Raw genomic sequence first — 16,898 nt, 5'->3', positions numbered from 1 at the left:
TCCACAAAGGACGGCCCTTCATCCCGCCCGGGATGAAGGGCCGTTCCTTGTCTTGGGGTTCAGCCTTGGCGCAACGTGGTGACCATGGCTTCGACGGCGATTCGCGGCTTCACGTTGAGCCCGATGGCATCGCGGCATTCCAGCACGGCCTCGAGCCGGCGCAGTGCCGACTCGGCACCCCAGGACGCCGCCGCCGTCGCGATCTGCTCGGCGTGGTCCGGATGGTTGAGCGTCGCGCCCGCCCCGGTCGTCGTCACCAGGACGTCGCGGTAGAACGCGGCGAGGTCGACCAGCGCCAGATCCAGGGTGTCCCGCTGGGTACGGGTCGCCCGCGATTTCTGCTTCTTCTCCAGTTGCTTCACCGCGGCCTCGGCGGCTCGTTTCGCACCGGCGACGCCCTTGCCGGTGCCGTCGCCACCCATCGCGGTCCGCAGTTCGGCACGCTCGTTCTCGTCGCGGGCCTTGCTCGCCTCGCCCGCGTCGGCCTCCGCGGCGCTGATGAGCTGATCGGCACTGGTGAACACGTCCGACGGACGGCGCAGGCCCAGCGGGATCCGCAGCACGGTAGCGCGACGCTGCCGGGCGGCCTCGTCGGTGGCGAGCCGGCGCGCGCGGCCGACGTGCCCGCCGCACACCGACGCGGCCCACTGCGCGCGGTCCGGCTCGACGCCGTCGCGTTCGATCAGCACCTGGGCGATCGCGCTCGCGGGCGGCGTTCGCAGCGCCACCAGGCGGCAACGCGAGCGGATCGTCACCGACACGTCCTCGGGATGGTCAGAGGGCGCGCAGAGCAGGAAAACCGTGCGCTCCGGCGGCTCTTCGACCGCCTTGAGCAACGCGTTCGACGCGCCTTCGGTGAGCCTGTCGGCGTCCTCGATGATCACGACCCGCCAGTTGCCCGTGGTCGGGCGGCGGGCGGCCGCCTGGACGAGGGCGCGCATCTCGGCGACCGAGATCGACAGTCCTTCCGGCACGACCAGCCGGACGTCGCCGTGCGTGCCCGCCATGGTGGTGCGGCAGCCGGGGCATTCGCCGCAGCCGGTCCCGGTGCTGCACTGCAACGCCGCGGCGAACGTCCGCGCCGCCGTCGAGCGGCCGGAGCCGGGCGGGCCGGTGAGCAGCCACGCGTGCGTCATCGCCGCCGGGGCGACGGGTTCGCCCGCGACGATCTTCGCCGCGGCCGTGGCCGCCGACGCGAGCGTCTCCGCGGCCGGCTCCTGGCCGACGAGCTGCCGCCAGACACCGATCCGTACCTGCTCTGTCACTTCGCCTCCGCCGGAGCTTCAACAGGTTCAGCCGGGGACTCGGGCGTCCCGGCAGGGGAAGCGGCCTCGTCCACCGGAGCGAGGCCGGACAACCGGCCGACGAACACCGCGCGGACAGCCTCGCGGACCCGCTCGGCGACCTCTTCGTCGGTGCCGTCGGCCTCGACCACGACATAGCGATCCGGATCCGCGGCGGCCATCTCGGTGAGCAGGTGCTGCACCCGCCACTGGTCGTTCATCGCCTCGGACCGGTCGCGCGGCTCCTCGCCGGGAGCGGCGTCGAGCAGGACCGTGAGGTCCGGCCGGAGCCGTCCGGTCGCCCAGTCCGCGAGCCCTTCGAGCTCGCCGCTGTCGAGACCCGCGACGGCGGAAAGGTGCGCGAGCGGCGAATCGACGAACCGCTCCATCACGACGACCGAACCGGCGTCCAGCGCGGGCTGTACGTGCCGCTCGACGATGTCGGCACGCACCGCCGCGGCAGCGAGCGCCTGCGCGCGGGCACCGGTCAGCGACGCGCTGGAGAGCAGCTTCTCCAGGCGCTGGTTGTCGAGCGCGGGGTCGGCGGCGAGCACGACGGGCCGGGTGCCCGTGCTCAGCCAGTCGGCGAGGCCTGCGGCCTGGCGCGCGGTGTTGATCGCCGTGGTGCCCTCGACCGCGACGAGGAAGCCGTTGACGCGGCGCGGGTTGCGGCGCAGTGCGTTGCGCAGGTCGCTCAGGATCGGTTCGGTGCGGCGGTCGTCCATCTGCCGGTAGGCGAAGACACCCGCCAGCACCGCGAGCACGGCCCCGCCGAGCAGGACCGGCCGGGTGCCGTCGATGGTGAGCGAACTGCCCCACACGTCGATCCGGCGGGGCTGGACGAGACCGATCAGCAGCGGCGCGGTGATCGTCGCCCCGAACACCACGATCTTCAGCATCGACTGGTAGATCGCGTTGATCCGGCCGCGGATCGCGTCCTCGACCCGGGAGCCGATGATCGTCACGCCGGTGAGGAACGCGGCCCCGGCCGCGAGGCCGACCACGGCCACCGCGACCAGCGACACCGCCAGATGCGGGGACATCGCGACCACCGCCAGTGCCAGCCCGGCCGCGACGATCGAAATGCCGAACAGCCGGTCGTGCGCCAGCCGCCTGGCCAGCTTGGGCGCCACCGCCATCCCCGTTGCCAGCCCGAGGAAGACCGAGAGCACCAGCATGTTGAACGCGGCGTCGCCGGCGAGCAGGCTCGACGAGTACGGCTTCGCCGAGCCGATGACCGCGCCACCGGCGGCGAACGCGCCGAACGCGCCGATCAGCAGACCGCGGACGAGCGGGGTGCTGCGGACGAACTTGACGCCGTCGCGCAGCATCGCGCCGATGCCGAGCTTCTCCTCGTCCGCCTTCTGGACCGTCGGCTTCGGCGCCTCGTGGACGTTGCGCAGCGACAGCTCGGGGATCCGGGTGGCGATCAGGATCGCGCTGGTCAGGTACAGCAGGCCGTTGATGACGACGACCATCTTCGCGATGTTGAGGTCGGCACTGCCGCCGGGGAAGAAGTGGAACGTCGTGTTGATGCCGGTGAGCACGGCGTTGGCACCGGCCGCGGTGATCACCGCGAGGCCGTAGGTCATCACCATGCCGAGCTGGTTGGCGGTCTCGACCTGATCCGGGCGGCGCAGCAGGTTCGGCACCGCCGCGTCCTTCGACGGGATCCACATCATCGAGCAGCAGCCGACCAGGAAGTTGCCGACGAACAGCCACCACGGGGCGCCGACGAACGCGATGGACAGCAGGAAGCCGCAGCGCCCCAGATCGCACAGCACCATCACCTTGCGCCGGTCGAACCGGTCGGCGAGCAGGCCGCCGACCGGGGCGAACAGCAGCCCCGGCAGCAAGGCGGTGAGGACGACCGCGACGAACGCGAAGTTCTGCGCGGTGTAGTTGTCGAGCAGCTTCGTGGCCAGGCCGGTCAGCGCGAGGAGGTTCAGCCAGTCGGCGACGCTGCACAGGTACGTGACGCCCCAGAGACGGCGGAAAGGCTTGATCGCCAGTACCCGCCGGACCCGGTGGATCGTCGACGCATCGGCAGCCGACGATCCGCCCGGGTCGGCCCCGGGTACTGATCGCATGCCCTCGCTGATGCTGCCCACCCCACTCGTCCCGACGGCGTCGGGCGACCCCGGCAGGGTCCCCCGACCGTGCCGCCAGAGTAACCCTGGTAACGGGTGGGGCGCGGCGGCGGGCCGGTGCGAGCGGGCGGCGAACGCGTTAGTGGAACAGCCCCGTCACACTGCTGACCAGGCTCGACACCATCTGGATGGCCACGATCCCGAACACGATCAACAACGCGACCGCCAGCATGACGCCCGCGGTACTGGAGGACGGCCGCCCGAAGCTGGGCATGCTGATCGACGGCAGCCCGCGTTTCTTCGGCGTGGCCGCCTCGATCTCCTCGTCGATCTCGTCCTCGGCGACCGGGGCCGGAGCCGGTTTCGCGCGCCGCAGCAGCTGCGGCGGCCGGGCGGGCCAGGTGCGCTGCCGGGGCAGCACGCCGAGTGGTGGCGCCACCTGCTCGCCGAGCGTTCCGCCGGTGCCCGCCGGCGGGATCGCTTCGGGTGCACGGGGCTCGCCGCCCTGTTGCGTGTCCTCACGCAGCGCGGCGTCCACCATCTGACGCACCACCTCGGGATCGTGCTGCACCGGACCCGGGACCACGACCCTGGGCACACCGTTCCCTGCCCCGTTGCCGGTACCCGCCGGTGGCGCGTCCGCGGCGGTCACGAGCCCGGAAAGGGGATCGGCGAACGTGTCGCTCGGCCCGCCGGACAACGTGCCGTCGCGCGCCGGAGGCTCCGGAGGATTGAAGAAGGGCGCCTCACCGCTATTGCTCATGGGGGACCACCTCACTGTGTGTGTCGCGGCGGAAGTGCCCACGTTCCGCGTGTTCAGTCACTAGCCGTGAGCGCACCGAGACTCCGTTTCGCGACGACTCCACTGTCGAATGTCCTCGCCTTTCAGGGTAGCGACGTGGGCGTCGAGCGCATCCGCCCAATGGGCCAGATATCCGTCACGCCTTGCACACTGTCCGTCGCGTTCACAGGCAGTGTCCAGCCATCCGGAACTAAGGTCGACCTCTCTTCGTGACACATCGTAGTGATTCCGGTCACAACGCGGCTACGGGCCTGTCACGACGGCTCCACCGGCCCGGCGTCGACGACCTCGCGGAACCAGCCGATGAGCATGTCCCTGCTGAACGGCGCGAGCACCAGCTGCCGCTGCCCGCCACCACGGTGAATGGCGCACAGGACGTGCCTGCCGACGTCCGTGTCGAGCAGGACGAACCCGTGCTCGGGGAACTCGGCGCACAGCCCGCCGAAGGCGAACACGTCGAGCACCGCGGTGCCGCTGCGTGGCCGGGCCAGCAGCTCGCGCAGCGCGCCGACCTCCTCGTGCTGGCCGTGGATCAGGCCGTGCTCGTCGACCGAGAGCCAGATCTGCCGGAACTCCCCCTCCGGCGCGTCCGGCAGCGATCCGACGACGAGCTCCGGCAGGCGGGCGTAGTCGTCGAGGTGGATGGCCGTGCGATCGGGCAGGGAGGCCATCACGAGGGCGTGCTCGCCGTCGGCGTAACAGCGGATGTCCGCGGTCTCCGGCCCTTCCTCGAACACCCCGCTCACGGCGGCGCGCACCGAGCCGCGCAGGATCAGGGACACCACCTCGTACCCGACCTCGGTCAGCTCACCGTCGTCCCCGAAGGGCGTGCCCTCGAGCGCGGCCGCCCATGCCGCGTGCCGCTCGACCTCGGCGACCAGATCGGCCGGATCGTCGGACACCGTGCCGTGGACGCGGATCTCCTCGTCGGTCACCTCGGGGTTGTAGAGCCGATCGACCGGATCGCGCTCCGGCATGGCTTCCAGCACCGGTGCGGCCGCCAGCTCGAGCAGCTCCAGCACCGCTGTCCGGTTAGGCATGGCTCTGCACCGCCTTGACGATCCACTGCTCGGCGGTGCTGCGGGTGGCGGGCCCCCAGGTGATCGTCCAGCGGCCGGACCGGCCGACGGCCGCGCTGAACTGGTACCGGCCGAGGTCGTTGTCCACCAACCCGAAGGCTCCGTGCGGATATTTGGCGAGGATGGCGTCCCGCACCGCGAGGTCGACCAGCACGGTGCCCAGCCGCGGCCGGGCCGCGCACTCGCGGATGACGGCCAGCTCCGGAGCGCATTCCGCCGGGATGAGCCCGCCCTCGTCGGTGTGAATGCGCACGGACGCGCCGGGCCCTGGCGGCCGGTCGGGCAGATCGTCGAACACCCAGCCCGGCAGCGAGCTGAGGAAACCCGAGCGCAGCCGGGCGCGGTGGCCCAGTTTGTTCAACACCGTGGTGTAGTCCTCGTCGCCGAAGAAGCGGACCTCCCACGGCTCCCGCCGGGTGGGGAACACGCCGGTGACGACGCCCCGGATGAACCCGCCACGCAGCGCGCGATAGAGCCCGACGGCCTCCGGCGTGACCTCGCCGCCGGGCGCGAGGCCGATGGCGGACATGCCGGCGACGAACCGGGTGTACTGCTCGACCTCGTCGGCGAGACTGAGGCCGGGCGGCGGTTCGGCGTCGGCGAGGACGGGCGGCACCTCGAACTGCGGGTCGTAGAACTCCATCACCGAAGGCCGCTCCGGCACCTCGGCGCGGAGCGGGGCGATGACTTCGTCGATGACGTCGAAGACGGCGAGTGCTGAGTTGCTCACCCATGCATTGAACACCCTGGCACCGACAATTTCTCGAACAAAGGTTCGAGTGGGTGACGGTATTCGGTAAGCGGTTCCGATGACGCTGCGAAGGGGGTCTCGCCCCCTTCGCGGTGACGCTGCGGAGTCGCTTCGCGGCGTGGACGGCTACGCCGTTTGGCCGCTTCGCAGCGCTTGATGGGGACGGCCGATCGCTGTCCGTGGGGGTGTGTTCCGGGCGCCGTGGGACGCCCTTCGGTGCGGCTGTCCGCACGGCGCCGGACGCGGAGCAAGGGACCTTTGCTATCGCTCCGCTGCCGAGCGGGGCGGGCGCGGGGTCGTCCCCGGTGTGCGCGCCGCCTCGGCCACGGGGGCATGTCCCGAACGGCCGTTCGAGACGTTCGACGTCCTTTACGACGCGTTCGAGACATCACCAGCGGCTGACCGCGATGCCGGACGGGAGCGAGGGACCTTTGCTATCGCCGCCGCCTGGCACCCAGCGCGACCACCACACCCCACAAAGCCGTGAAGGCCTCCTTCACAGCGCTCAACGCTGTGAAGGAGGCCTTCACGGACCTGACGACTACGCGGCTACTTCGACTTCGCCGTCGTGGTGCGCTTCTTCGCGGCGGTCGTCTTCGTCCCGGTCGACTTCGCGGCCGCCGACTTCGCCGTCCCCGACTTAGTCGTGCCGGACTTCGACGCGGACGACGTCGACTTGCGGGCGGGAGCCTTACGCTTCGGAGCCGGGCCCTTCGCGCGCTTCTCCGCCAGCAACTCGGCAGCGCGCTCGGCGGTCAGCTCCTCGATGCTGTCGGTCTTCCGCAGCGTCGCGTTGTACTCGCCGTCGGTCACGTACGGGCCGAACCGGCCGTCCTTGACGACCATCGGCTTACCCGACACCGGGTCCTCGCCCAGTTCCTTCAGCGGCGGCTTCGCCGTCGCCGAGCGGCCACGCTGCTTCGGCTCCGAGTAGATCTTCAGCGCCTCTTCGAGCGTGATCGAGAACAGCTGGTCCTCTGTGGACAGTGAACGCGAATCCGTGCCCTTCTTGAGGTACGGCCCGTAACGCCCGTTCTGCGCGGTGATCTCGTCGCCGGACTCCGGGTCCTTGCCGACCACTCGCGGCAGCGAGAGCAGCTTGAGCGCGTCGTCCAGCGTCATCGTCTCGATGGACATCGACTTGAACAACGAACCCGTACGCGGCTTCGGCTGCTTCGCCTTGGCGGCCTTCTTCTGCGCGGCCGTCGCACCCTCGGGCAGTGGCTCCGGCTCCGGCAGGATCTCCGTGACGTACGGGCCGAAACGGCCTTCCTTCGCCACGATCTCGTGCCCTGACACCGGATCCGTGCCCAGCACGCGACCCTCCTGCGGAGTCGCGAACAGTTTCTCCGCGATCGCCTGGGTCAGCTCGTCCGGCGGCAGGTCCTCGGGCAGGTTCGCCCGCTGCGACGTCCCGTCGACCTCGCGCTCCAGGTACGGCCCGTAGCGGCCGACGCGGACGACGACGGTGTGACCGTCCGCGTCGCTGAACAGCGGGATCGAGTTGATCTCGCGGGCGTCGATGTCCTCGACACTGGAGCCGACGAGCTTCTTCAGCCCGCCGAGCCTGCCGACCGAACCGTCGACGCCCATGTCGCCGCCGAAGTAGAACTTGCCCAGCCACTCCGTCCGGTGCTCGTCACCGGCGGCGATGCGGTCGAGCTCGTCCTCCATGCCCGCGGTGAAGCCGTAGTCGACCAGCCGCTCGAAATGCCGCTCCATCAAGCCGATCACGGCGAACGCGACCCACGAGGGCACCAGCGCGGAGCCCTTCTTCCACACGTAGCCGCGGTCCTGGATGGTCTTGATGATCGACGCGTACGTCGACGGGCGGCCGATGCCCAGCTCTTCGAGCTTGCTGACCAGGCTCGGCTCCGAGTAGCGCGCCGGCGGCGAGGTGGTGTGCCCGTCCGGGGACAGCTCGGTCGCGGTCAGCGCCTGGTCCTTGACCAGCCGCGGCAGCCTGCTCTGCTTGTCGTCGGCCTCCCCGCCGGTCTCGGTGTCGACCGCCTCGACGTACGCCTTGAGGAAGCCCGCGAAGGTGATCGTGCGGCCCGACGCGGCGAAGGTGCACTCCTCGCCGCTGGTGGCGGTACCGACGATCCGCACGGACATCGTGGTGCCCTTGGCATCGGCCATCTGCGAGGCGATCGTGCGCTGCCAGATCATCTCGTAGAGCCGGTACTCGTCGGTGTCCAGCTCCTTCGCGACCTGTCCCGGCGTCCGGAACACCTCACCCGACGGCCGGATCGCCTCGTGGGCTTCCTGCGCGTTCTTGACCTTGCGGTTGTACTGCCGCGGCGACGGCGAGACGTACTCCTTGCCGTACAGCTGCGTCGCCTGGCTGCGCGCGGCCGAGAGCGCAGACTCCGACAGCGTCGTCGAGTCGGTACGCATATAGGTGATGTACCCGTTCTCGTACAGCTTCTGCGCGATCCGCATGGTGCGCTCGGAGGAGAACCGCAGCTTGCGGCCCGCCTCCTGCTGCAGCGTCGAGGTCATGAACGGCGCGTACGGCTTCCGCGTGTACGGCTTCTCCTCGACGCTCGCGACCTTGAAGTCGCGCTGGTTCAGCGCCTGCGCGAGCCGGACGGCGTCGGCCTCGGCGAGGATCCGCACGTCGGCCGAGGACGACTTGAGCTGCCCGTCGGAACCGAAGTCGCGGCCGGTCGCCAGCTTCGCGCCGTCGATCGAGATGAGCCGCGCCGGGAACGCCCGCGGTGTCGCGTCGGCGCCGGCGTCCATCGTCGCGGAGATGTCCCAGTAGGACGCCGAGGTGAAGCGCATCCGCTCGCGCTCCCGCTCGACGATGATGCGCGTCGCCACCGACTGGACCCGGCCCGCCGACAGCTTCGGCATGACCTTCTTCCACAGCACCGGCGAGACCTCGTAGCCGTAGAGCCGGTCGAGGATGCGCCGGGTCTCCTGCGCGTCGACGAGGTCGGCGTCCAGCTCGCGGGTGCTGTCGGCGGCGGCGCGGATGGCCTGCTCGGTGACCTCGTGGAAGACCATCCGGCGGACCGGCACCTTGGGCTTGAGTGTCTCCAGCAGGTGCCAGGCGATGGCCTCGCCCTCGCGGTCGGGGTCGGTGGCGAGGTAGAGCTCGTCGACGTCCTTCAGCAGGCCCTTGAGCTCGGTGACCTTGGACTTCTTGTCCGGGGTGACGACGTAGAGCGGCTTGAAGCCGTTGTCGACGTCGACGCCGAGGCGCGCCCAGGCCTCTCCTTTGTATTGGGCCGGCACGTCGGCGGCACCACGCGGCAGGTCGCGGATATGCCCGACCGAGGACTCGACGACGTAGTTACCGCCCAGGTAGGGGGCGATCTTGCGGGCCTTCGTGGGCGACTCGACGATCACCAGCCGCCGGCGCCCGGAGGCGTCCGTCCCGGTGCCGTTCTTCTTGGTCCGTGCTCCTGCCACGCTTCGCCTGCTCTCCGCTCATCTCCGGCCGCCGCGGCGGCGGCCCGCCCCTCGACGCCGGGGCCACGCCCGTGTCTCCGACCTGTCAGTGTGCACGCTCGTACCACCCGAACGGCGCCGAGGTGGCACAACACGCCGCTTCGGGAGTGTCCACCACATCGCCACTGACCTCGGCGATGTTTCTTTTCCACACCTAGCACGTGATGTCGGACACGCGCAGTGCAGGGTGCGAGAGTAACTGGCCGGATACCCTCCGTTCGACGGTGGTGGGCGTCACGCGTCGTCGCTTGACTTACTAGCTCGTCGAGCTGAAAGGACCCCACCATGATCCGACGACTCCTCGGCGCACTAGCCGTCGCGGCCACGGCCACCGCCGTGCTGGGAACCACCCCGGCGCAGGCCGCGACAACCACGTTCGCGGGCACCGTCGCGCTGTCCAACTGTTCGGGCTCCGTGGTCAAGCCCGCGGGCACCCCGGACACCGCTCCCGCGATCGTGATGTCCAACGGGCACTGCCTGGAGAGCGGCATGCCGCGGCCCGGCCAGGTCATCGTCAACAGGGCCTCGTCACGCAGCTTCAGCCTGCTCTCCGCCGACGGGCGACGCTCGGTCGGGACCCTGCGCGCGAAGAAGATCGTGTACGGGACCATGACCGACACCGACGTCTCGTTGTACCAGGTGAGCACGACCTATGCCCAGATCAAACAGCAGTACGGGATAACCGCGCTCGAACTCTCCAACGCGCACCCCACCGACGGCGTGCGCATGGACGTGGTGTCCGGCTACTGGAAGCAGATCTACTCCTGCACGGTCAACGGCTTCGTGCACGAACTGCGCGAGAACGGCTGGGTGTGGAAGGACTCGATCCGCTACACGCCGGACTGCCAGACCATCGGCGGGACCTCGGGCTCCCCGATCATCGAAACCTCGACCGGCAAGGTCATCGGCGTCAACAACACCAGGAACGAGGACGGCCAGCGCTGCACGCTGAACAACCCGTGCGAGGTCGACGAATCCGGGAACGTCACGGTGCACCAGGACACGCCCTACGGCCAGGAGACCTACGGCATCCCCGCCTGCCTGACCGCGGCCAGCGAGATCGACCTCGCCAAGCCGGGCTGCTCGCTGCCGAAGCCGCTCGCCGCCGACATCGCCGCCTGAGACTCACCCCGCCCGCCTGGCCGGAGCCGCCTCCGGCCAGGCCGCCTCGGCCCCGCTCGGCGGCTCGCCGATGAGTTCCAGCAGACTCTCCAGCCTGCGGCGTCCGGTCACCCGTACGGCGGGGGCGTCCGCCTTGGGGCCGAGCAGCCGGGCGGGCACGCCGAGCGGCGCCAGCGCGGCGGCCAGCCTGGCGTGCGTGCCGGGTGCCAGCGGGTCGAGGGCGAGCAGGTAGGCGCTCCCGCCCTGCCTGCCGCTCGCCAGCGCCCACATGCGCAGCATCGCGCCGCTCAGCCGGAACCCGTCGGGCACCGCCTTGCCCGAATCGTCCTCCGCCGGACCGGTGCGGCCGTCCCGCAGCCAGCGGGACGCCAGCGGCAGCAGGTCCACCCGGAACGACGTGCGCACCTGCGGATGACCGCACTCGGCGGTGCCGACCTGCGCGTCGGCACCGCGCCTGCGGCATTCGCCCGCCAGCGCGCGGGCCCGCCACGGCTCGTCCACGACCACCGACAGGCGCGCGGCGGTACGGCCGAACCCGGTGATCTGGCCGTGGCAGCACAGCAGCCCGGCCAGATCGGCCAGCCCCGGCCCGCTCGCCTCGGCGGAGAAGAACGAGATCGTCCGATCCACTCGGGTATACTAGAACACAAGTTCGAATCGAGCGAGGTCTTCGCGGGGAGGGTTATTTGGGCGCGGCAGGCACCGTCAGCTGCTGACAACCGGGCGTCCGCTTGCTCGCGGCGTCCGTGTCCGGCACGTCCTGCAGGCCCTTGAGCACGTTGAGCCCGGCGATCTGGTCGAGCGTCGCCCGCGCGTCCCCGAGGGCGTCGCGCGTCACGGCAGGGTCGGCGTGCGCGTCGTCGATGCGCTGCCGCACGTTCTGCGTGCGCTGCCGGATATCACCGAACCGCTCGACCATGTCCCGCCTCGCCTTGTCCGCGGCGGGCGCCGGCGGCGCGTCGAGGCGCTGGAGGCCGTCGATGGTCTCGTCGAGCCCGCCGACCAAGGAACCCAGCAGCGCACTCGACGTTTTCGAAGCCTGCTGGGGAGTGCTGGGATCGACGGTGGGCAAGGCCGCCAGCGCGCGCACCAGGTGCGTGACCGCACCGCAGTAACCGTCCGCCCATCTGGCCGCCGGATCGGCCTGCTCCGCGGCACTCACGGGGTTTTCCTCACGTGCCTGCGAAGTGATCGCCGGCTGCTGTCCGCATCCGGCGAGGCCGATCCCGATTCCTGTTGCTAGCGCGGCAAGAACGGTCAACCGCGGCCGCACTCGTACACCTCCTGCCCGTCGACGTCCAGCAGCCCCGACCGTACCGACACGAGCATGCTGCGCAAGTCGCCGGGCGTTTTCTGGGACGAGATCACACACGGAGCGTGATCGGTTACAGAGCGACGCGGCCCGGCATGCGAAGTTCGCACACCGGGCCGCGTCCGGGAAAAGGATCAGACTTTCGCTTCCGCCGGGGTGTCGGCGATGACGGTGCCCCGTCGCTTGGACACCACGATGGCCGCGATGATCACCGCGACCGCGACGAGCGAGATGATGATCCGCACCGCCGGGCTGGCGTGCTCACCGATCGAGAACTGCACGACAGCCGGGGCGACCAGCACCGAGACCAGGTTCATCACCTTGATCAGCGGGTTGATCGCCGGGCCCGCGGTGTCCTTGAACGGGTCGCCGACGGTGTCACCGATGATCGTGGCCTCGTGCGCCGACGAGCCCTTGCCACCGTGGTTGCCGTCCTCGACGAGCTTCTTCGCGTTGTCCCACGCACCACCGGAGTTGGCGAGGAAGATCGCCATCAGCGTGCCGGTCGCGATCGCGCCCGCGAGGTAACCCGCGAGCGCGCCGGTGCCGAGACCGAACCCGACCGCGATCGGCGCGAACACCGCCAGCAGCCCCGGAGTCGCCAGCTCACGCAGCGAGTCGCGGGTGACGATGTCGACCACCTTGCCGTACTCGGGCCGTGTGGTGCCCTCCATGATCCCCGGGATGTCACGGAACTGACGGCGCACCTCGTACACGACAGCGCCTGCCGCCCGCGAAACCGCGTTCACCGCGAGACCCGAGAACAGGAACACGACCGCCGCGCCGACGATGACACCCACCAGGGTGGCCGGGCCGACGACGTTGGCGATGAACTCCTTGCCGTCCCCGATCGCCTTGGTGATCGCGTCCGAGTAGGACCCGAACAGCGCCGTCGCCGCGAGCACGGCCGTGGCGATCGCGATGCCCTTGGTGATGGCCTTGGTGGTGTTGCCGACCGCGTCCAGCTCGGTGAGGATCTGTGCGGCTTTTTCGTCGACGTCACCGGACATCTCCGCGATGCCCTGCGCGTTGTCCGAGACCGGGCCGAAGGTGTCCATCGCGACGATGACGCCGACCGTCGTGAGCAGACCGGTACCGGCCAGCGCCACGGCGAACAGCGCGACGCCGCCACCGAGCAGGTAGGCCCCGAACACGGCCGCGCCGATCACCAGCGCGGTGTACACAGCGGACTCGAAGCCGACCGAGATACCGGACAGGATCACCGTGGCCGCACCGGTTTCCGACGTCTTGCCGACGTCCTTGACCGGCTTGTGCTCGGTGCCGGTGTAGTACCCGGTGAGCCGCAGGATGATCGCGGCGAGCACGATGCCGATGATCACCGCGACGGTCGCGATGACCGCGGGGTTGCCGGGTTCACCGACCTTCCCGCCGGTGAGTTCGGAGAACGAGCTCGGCAGGTAGACGAACGCCGCGATCGTCGAGAGCACCGCGGAAATCGCCGCGGAGATGTAGAACGAGCGGTTGATCGTGACGAGGCCGCCTTCGCCGGCGCGCGCCTTGGTGATGTAGACCCCGATCACCGCGGTGATCACGCCGATGGCGGGCACGATGAGCGGGAAGATCAGGCCGTGCACGCCGAATGCCGTGCTGCCGAGGATCAACGCGGCCACCAGCATGACCGCGTACGACTCGAACAGGTCCGCCGCCATCCCGGCGCAGTCGCCCACGTTGTCACCGACGTTGTCGGCGATGGTGGCCGCGTTACGCGGGTCGTCCTCGGGGATGCCCTGCTCCACCTTGCCGACCAGGTCCGCGCCGACGTCGGCGGCCTTGGTGAAGATACCGCCGCCGACACGCATGAACATCGCGATCAGCGCGGCACCGAAACCGAAGCCCTCCAGCACCTTCGGCGCTTGGCCGGTGTAGACGAGCACAACGAGGGCGGCACCGAAGAGGCCGAGGCCGACGGTGATCATGCCGACCACGCCGCCGGTGCGGAACGCGACCCGCATCGCGATCTCGCGGCCGCCCTCTTCCCGTGCCGCGGCCGCGACGCGCAGGTTCGCCTGCGTGGCCAGCCACATGCCGAGATACCCGATGCTGAACGAGAACGCCGCGCCGACGAGGAAGAAGATCGACCGGCCGATCCGCTCGTTCCAGTCATCGGCGGGGAGCGCGAACAACAGCAGGAACACGATCACGCCGAAGATCGCGAGGGTGTTGCGCTGCCGTTTGAGATAGGCAGCCGCGCCTTCCTGCACTGCCTTCGCGATGTCCTGCATCTTGGTGGTGCCCTGGCCCGCGGCCAGCACCTCCTTGAGCAGCACGTAGCCGATGACCAGTGCGGCAAGGGCGACCGCGGCGACCACACCGACGATGGTGTAGCCACCTCCGGAGAGCGTCAGACCGCCCTCCGCGAGGAACTGCCGGGACATTCGTCCTCCTGGAGACGTCGCCGTTCGCCAACGACGAACCCGCCGATCTCCGGCGTGCCGGCGCTGGCATGGATCTGTACCGATCGACACGCTAGCCGTGCGGGGACGCACGTCTCACATGACGCTCGCCACAGAGAGTGTGGATTGCGGGAGTGTATTGGTAGTGAGAAAGTGCCTGGCAAGGCGTCCCGATCACAATACGATCCGTGACCTTGTGAGGCTGCTCACTGGATCGATCAGTGCAGCGCAAAGCCCGCGCCCGGCCAGGTTGTCGTACCCCTGTGCCAAGCTCGACGCCGTGGTGGACGGCACGGCGGGCGCACGCGGGCGGCGGTTACTGGAGCGGGTGACGGCGGGCATCCCGGCCAGCGAGAACCCGATCACTCATGTGGCCGAGCTGCCCGCCCGGCCCGCCGGGCACGCACCGTGGCCGGATTGGGCCGCGGCGCCGGTGGTCGACGCGCTGCGGGCGGGCGGTGTCGAGCGGCCGTGGACGCATCAGGCGGAGGCGGCCGAGCACGCGTTCTCCGGGCGGCACGTGGTGATCTCGACGGGAACGGCGTCGGGGAAGTCGCTGGCCTACCAGCTTCCGGTGCTCACGGAGATCGCCGAGGGCGGCCGGAGCACGGCGCTGTATCTGGCGCCGACGAAGGCACTCGGCGCGGACCAGCTGCGTTCGGTGTCCTCTTTGGACGTCGAGGGTGTGCGCGCCGCCGCGTTCGACGGGGACACCCCGATGGCCGAGCGGGACTGGGTGCGCGCGCACGCGAACTGGGTGTTCACCAACCCGGACATGCTGCACCGCGGCATCCTCTCGGCGCATGGCCGCTGGGCGCAGTTCTTCCGGCGCCTGCGCTACGTCGTCGTCGACGAATGCCACAGCTACCGGGGCGTGTTCGGTTCGCATGTGGCATTGCTGCTGCGACGGCTGCGGCGAGTCGCCGCGCACTACGGTGCTTCGCCGGTGTTCGTGCTCGCCTCGGCCACGACGGCGGCTCCCGCCGAATTCGCCACCCGGCTGACGGGGGTCGATTGTGTGGCGGTCACCGAAGACGCGTCGCCGCGCGGGGCGCGCACGGTGGCGTTGTGGGAGCCTCCGCTGTTGCCGGAGCTGTCGGGGGAAAACGGGGCGCCGGTCCGCCGTTCGGCCGGGGCGGAGGCGTCGCGGATCCTGACCGAGCTGGTGGTCGAGGGCGCCCGGTCACTGGCGTTCGTCCGCTCCCGGCGCGGCGCCGAACTGACCGCGCTCGGCGCGCGGCGGCTGCTGTCCGAAGTGGACCCCGCGCTCGTCGGCACCGTCGCCGCCTACCGGTCCGGGTACCTGCCGGAGGAGCGCCGGGAGCTGGAAGCGTCGTTGCTGTCCGGGCGGTTGCTGGGGGTCGCGACGACGAACGCGCTCGAACTCGGCGTGGACATCGCCGGGCTGGACGCCGTGGTGCTCGCCGGATATCCGGGGACGCTGGCGTCGTTCTGGCAGCAGGCGGGCCGGGCGGGCCGCACCGGTGACGCGGCGCTGGTGCTGTTCGTGGCGCGGGACGATCCGCTGGACACCTATCTGGTGCACCATCCGGCGGCGCTGCTCGACCGGCCGGTGGAGACCGCGGTGCTCGATCCGTCGAATCCGTACGTGCTGGCGCCGCAGCTCGCCTGCGCGGTCGCCGAACTGCCGCTCACCGAACCGGAGCTGGCCGCCTTCGGCGGTGACGCCGCGCGTGCGGTGCTGGCCGAACTGACGGCGGAACGGTTGCTGCGCCGCCGTTCGAGTGGCTGGTACTGGATCTCTCGGGACCGCCCGCACGCGGATGTCGGCATTCGTGGTTCGGGTGGTGATCAGGTCGCGGTGGTGGAGGCGGACTCGGGGCGGATGCTCGGCACGGTCGATCCGGGTTCGGCGTGTTTCGCGGTGCATCCGGGCGCGGTCTACCTGCATCAGGGTTCGTCGTACGTGGTGGACGAACTGGATCTGGAGACGGGGCTGGCGCTGGTGCACGCCGAGGATCCGGATTGGAACACGTCGCCGCGCGAGGTGGTCGACATCTCGGTGCTGAACACGCAGGAGCGTTGTGTGCACGGCGGGGTGAGTGTCTGTCTCGGTGAGGTGGCCGTGACGTCGCAGGTGGTGGGCTACCTGCGACGCCGCCCCTCCGGCGAGGTGCTGGACCACACGCCCCTGGACCTGCCGGAGCAACGCCTGCAAACCCGCGCCGTCTGGTACACCCTCTCCGCCGACCTCCTAGGCCCCACCCCCGAGAACCCGGCAGGGACCAAGGATTCTCCGGCGGGGACCAAGCCTGATACACCGGTGGGGCCCGAAACTGTCGCGCCGATGGGGACCGAGGACTCTCGGGCGGGGACCGAAACTCCTGACAACGCAACAACAACAGACACCACCCCCGCTACAAAGACCGAGCACGTCCAACAGGCAAACGACCCGACAGACGCAACCACTGTGGGGGTCCGGGGGCGTGCCCCCGGGCGGGGTGGGGGGGGGGGGGGGCCCCCCCCCCCACACCGCGCGCCGCCGGGCCACCCCCCACCGCGCCCACGCCGGCCCCCCCCCCCCCCCCCCCCACCCGGAGAATAAAAAAAACCCACCCCCCCCCC

At 70.3% G+C, this 16,898-nt stretch carries 11 protein-coding genes; 2 read left to right on the top strand and 9 right to left on the bottom strand.

The genetic code is table 11. The annotated features are described in order from the left end of the window. Positions 1 to 59: 59 nt before the first annotated feature. From ACFWX1_RS12650 to topA, 6 genes are all read right to left on the bottom strand, one after another. The gene (locus ACFWX1_RS12650; protein WP_378386681.1) at positions 60 to 1,265 is read right to left on the bottom strand and encodes a DNA polymerase III subunit delta'; all 1,206 of its coding nucleotides are present in this window, start codon (positions 1,263 to 1,265) and stop codon (positions 60 to 62) included. Beyond that, the gene (locus ACFWX1_RS12645) at positions 1,262 to 3,373 is read right to left on the bottom strand and encodes a bifunctional MFS transporter/dTMP kinase (protein ID WP_378386679.1); all 2,112 of its coding nucleotides are present in this window, start codon (positions 3,371 to 3,373) and stop codon (positions 1,262 to 1,264) included. Before ACFWX1_RS12645 ends, ACFWX1_RS12650 begins: the two co-directional genes overlap by 4 nt. Before the next feature lie 139 nt (positions 3,374 to 3,512). Then, complete coding sequence (locus ACFWX1_RS12640; RefSeq protein WP_378386677.1) at positions 3,513 to 4,136, bottom strand: hypothetical protein; 624 nt, start codon at positions 4,134 to 4,136, stop codon at positions 3,513 to 3,515. 293 nt (positions 4,137 to 4,429) lie between these two features. After that, positions 4,430 to 5,215, bottom strand: a complete 786-nt coding sequence (locus ACFWX1_RS12635; RefSeq protein WP_378386675.1) for an ESX secretion-associated protein EspG — start codon at positions 5,213 to 5,215, stop codon at positions 4,430 to 4,432. Next, positions 5,208 to 5,999 carry an ESX secretion-associated protein EspG gene (locus ACFWX1_RS12630; protein ID WP_378386673.1) on the bottom strand — a complete coding sequence of 264 codons (792 nt, stop codon included), beginning with the start codon at positions 5,997 to 5,999 and terminating at the stop codon, positions 5,208 to 5,210. Before ACFWX1_RS12630 ends, ACFWX1_RS12635 begins: the two co-directional genes overlap by 8 nt. A gap of 555 nt (positions 6,000 to 6,554) precedes the next feature. Next, positions 6,555 to 9,425 carry a type I DNA topoisomerase gene (gene topA, locus ACFWX1_RS12625; protein WP_378386671.1) on the bottom strand — a complete coding sequence of 957 codons (2,871 nt, stop codon included), beginning with the start codon at positions 9,423 to 9,425 and terminating at the stop codon, positions 6,555 to 6,557. A gap of 324 nt (positions 9,426 to 9,749) precedes the next feature. On the opposite strand from topA, the gene ACFWX1_RS12620 reads away from it, so the two are divergent. Next, positions 9,750 to 10,586 (top strand): serine protease, encoded by an 837-nt coding sequence (locus tag ACFWX1_RS12620; RefSeq protein WP_378386669.1) that lies wholly within the window; start codon positions 9,750 to 9,752, stop codon positions 10,584 to 10,586. A 3-nt stretch (positions 10,587 to 10,589) separates the two neighbouring features. On the opposite strand, the gene ACFWX1_RS12615 is transcribed toward ACFWX1_RS12620, so the two are convergent. The 3 genes from ACFWX1_RS12615 to ACFWX1_RS12605 form a co-directional block, all read right to left on the bottom strand. Next, the gene (locus ACFWX1_RS12615) at positions 10,590 to 11,216 is read right to left on the bottom strand and encodes a hypothetical protein (protein ID WP_378386668.1); all 627 of its coding nucleotides are present in this window, start codon (positions 11,214 to 11,216) and stop codon (positions 10,590 to 10,592) included. A gap of 52 nt (positions 11,217 to 11,268) precedes the next feature. Further along, positions 11,269 to 11,748, bottom strand: a complete 480-nt coding sequence (locus tag ACFWX1_RS12610; protein ID WP_378386666.1) for a hypothetical protein — start codon at positions 11,746 to 11,748, stop codon at positions 11,269 to 11,271. Positions 11,749 to 12,032: 284 nt separating this feature from the next. Beyond that, positions 12,033 to 14,294 (bottom strand): sodium-translocating pyrophosphatase, encoded by a 2,262-nt coding sequence (locus ACFWX1_RS12605; RefSeq protein ID WP_378341316.1) that lies wholly within the window; start codon positions 14,292 to 14,294, stop codon positions 12,033 to 12,035. A 301-nt stretch (positions 14,295 to 14,595) separates the two neighbouring features. Between ACFWX1_RS12605 and ACFWX1_RS12600 the strand changes: the two genes are divergently transcribed. Next, positions 14,596 to 16,878, top strand: a complete 2,283-nt coding sequence (locus ACFWX1_RS12600) for a DEAD/DEAH box helicase (protein WP_378386731.1) — start codon at positions 14,596 to 14,598, stop codon at positions 16,876 to 16,878. Positions 16,879 to 16,898: the final 20 nt, after the last annotated feature.

Origin of the sequence: Amycolatopsis sp. NPDC059021 (assembly GCF_042739895.1) — a bacterium.
GTDB lineage: Bacteria > Actinomycetota > Actinomycetes > Mycobacteriales > Pseudonocardiaceae > Amycolatopsis.
Note: the sequence above shows the minus strand (reverse complement) of the source record. Positions and strands in the feature narration are given on the sequence as shown.

Bases quoted from the DNA above. Each gene is read 5' to 3' on its own strand.
- ACFWX1_RS12640 (WP_378386677.1), bottom strand. From the start codon at position 4,136: ATGAGCAATAGCGGTGAGGCGCCCTTCTTCAATCCTCCGGAGCCTCCG.
- ACFWX1_RS12605 (WP_378341316.1), bottom strand. From the start codon at position 14,294: ATGTCCCGGCAGTTCCTCGCGGAGGGCGGTCTGACGCTCTCCGGAGGT.
- ACFWX1_RS12645 (WP_378386679.1), bottom strand. From the start codon at position 3,373: ATGCGATCAGTACCCGGGGCCGACCCGGGCGGATCGTCGGCTGCCGAT.
- ACFWX1_RS12620 (WP_378386669.1), top strand. From the start codon at position 9,750: ATGATCCGACGACTCCTCGGCGCACTAGCCGTCGCGGCCACGGCCACC.
- ACFWX1_RS12635 (WP_378386675.1), bottom strand. From the start codon at position 5,215: ATGCCTAACCGGACAGCGGTGCTGGAGCTGCTCGAGCTGGCGGCCGCA.